Raw genomic sequence first — 2,020 nt, 5'->3', positions numbered from 1 at the left:
CTTTGGGACAGTGGCGTAAAAAGCCTCGACCGCAATGAGTCGATCCGGGATGATGGAAGCCCGTCTCAACTGGGCGTACGACCCGTGGGACCCGGAGGGGAGGCTGACCTTGTCGCCGCCCTACGCGACCATGAGCGGGCGCCCACTGATTGGGTGAAAGCTCATGAGCTCACTTTCAAAGACGAACGTCCGACATTATGGGACGGAGCAACCATACTTGACTGGACGCCAGAGATGGCGGCGGAGCGGATATCTAAGTCCGGCATTCCTACCCAGAATTGGGCGAGCTGGTTTGATTCTGGCTCCGCGCAAGGGGCCGTGCGCCGCTTCTTGTTGCAATCAAATCCGATGAACGTGATAATCGGTCCCTGGAACCACGGTGGAGCGATACCTTATGATCCGCTTCGGCCCGCCGATGAGGAAATCCTACCAACGTTTGCGACCCAGCAGGCCAATGATATCCGGTTCGCTGAAGCTTGTTTCAACGGCGAAGCCGCGCGCGTGGGAGGTAAGGTAGTTCACTACTACACGGTGGGCGAGGGTGCTTGGAAATCGACCACGTCCTGGCCGCCCGAAGCCAGGCGCAGACGGTGGTACATGTCCAGTGGTTCGCGGCTGGACTCATCGCCCGACGCCGCAGGTTTTGACTTCCTGCAGGTCGACCGAGATCTTGGCGACGTTCTAACAAACCGGTGGGACACCAACGGCGGCAGTGGGGGTAAAGTAGATTATGGAGATCGGCGTCAGTTCGACGAGGCTCGGCTTACCTATACCAGCGAACCATTGGCAAATGACCTCGAAATCACCGGGCATCCATTTGTTGAGCTCAATATCAGCTCTACGCGCGAAGATGGCAATTTCTTTGTTTACCTTGAGGCCGTGCAACCAGATGGGGTATCCCGGTATCTGACGGAAGGGCAGCTGCGGGTCCTGCACCGGAAGGTGTGGACCAACTCTCCGTTCGACGTTCTTGGTCCACAGCACAGCTTTCTTGAACGCGACGCCGAGCCTCTTACGCCGGGCGAAATTGCCACCTTGACGTTCACGTTGCACCCGATTTCCGCCCGCCTTTCGGTAGGTTATCGCTTGAGGGTAGTCCTCGCCGGAAGTGACAAGACTTCGTTCGCCAATGTGCCCGCGGACGGCGAGCCGCCATTGCTGAAGTTTTATCGCGGTCCCGGGGGCTGCTTCATCGACCTTCCGATCGTCGAGAAGTAATGCCAGTTGAGGTGCCTGCGATGGCGAACGAATATATCGTTCGGTAATCGGCATTGTTGTGGCGCGCTTTGGACGCCATCGTGGGGGAACTCTGTGCGGGGCTACTGTTCTCGCAATTGCCAACCAGCACCTTGCGGGCACGTCAATGGCAGCGTCAAGGCGACTGATCCGCCTTTCAGGCATGGGCCATCTCAAAACGCGATGGGACCGTCCCCGACTTTATATTGGCGGGTCCGGCGACAAGTGGCGCATAATCGATGCAACGCATGTCAGCATACCCCTTCATTAGTGTAATTGGAACATTCGAGCGAACGAAGTGCAGATCAAAGACGTCCTACTCGCATCTGGCAACGGCGCGTTCTTTTATGACGATCAGTCTGCCATTAGGTCCGGAGCGATCCAGGACGGCTTTATTTATCTTGGCGAACCGGTGACGCCTGGATTTACGTCCATTCGCGTTCCGGCGTCGTCGCTCAGCGTCGGACTTGTACTAGCGGACGACAGCGTCGTTTGGGGTGACATGATGGGCGTGCAGTACTCTGGTGCTGGCGGGCGGGATCCTTTGTTTGATTCTGTCCAAATTTCGGAATTGACGTCGCGGGTTGTGGTGCCGCGACTGTTGGATGTCGATGCGTCTCGTTACCTTGATGCCTGTGCGACGGTTTTAGAGGACTACGACCACAAGCAGTTACCTCTTGCGATCGAGTACGGCGTCAGCCAGGCGCTCCTACGCGCTGCGGCCCACCTTCGCAGCACCACCATGGCGGAAATTCTGTGCAAAGAATTTGACCTAGCGCTGCCG

The 2,020-nt window shown here is 57.4% G+C and carries 1 protein-coding gene and 1 pseudogene; both read left to right on the top strand.

The window, feature by feature from the left end; genetic code table 11:
• Nucleotides 1–1,218, top strand: a 1,218-nt coding sequence (locus EN906_RS32170; RefSeq protein WP_127375683.1) for a CocE/NonD family hydrolase, incomplete at its 5' end; no start/stop codon positions are given.
• Nucleotides 1,219–1,534: 316 nt separating this feature from the next.
• A pseudogene (locus tag EN906_RS32165) lies at nucleotides 1,535–2,020 on the top strand (methylaspartate ammonia-lyase); the annotation flags it as partial.

This window comes from Mesorhizobium sp. M7A.F.Ca.CA.004.06.1.1, assembly GCF_003999135.1.
Classification (GTDB): Bacteria; Pseudomonadota; Alphaproteobacteria; order Rhizobiales; family Rhizobiaceae; genus Mesorhizobium.
Note: the sequence above shows the minus strand (reverse complement) of the source record. Positions and strands in the feature narration are given on the sequence as shown.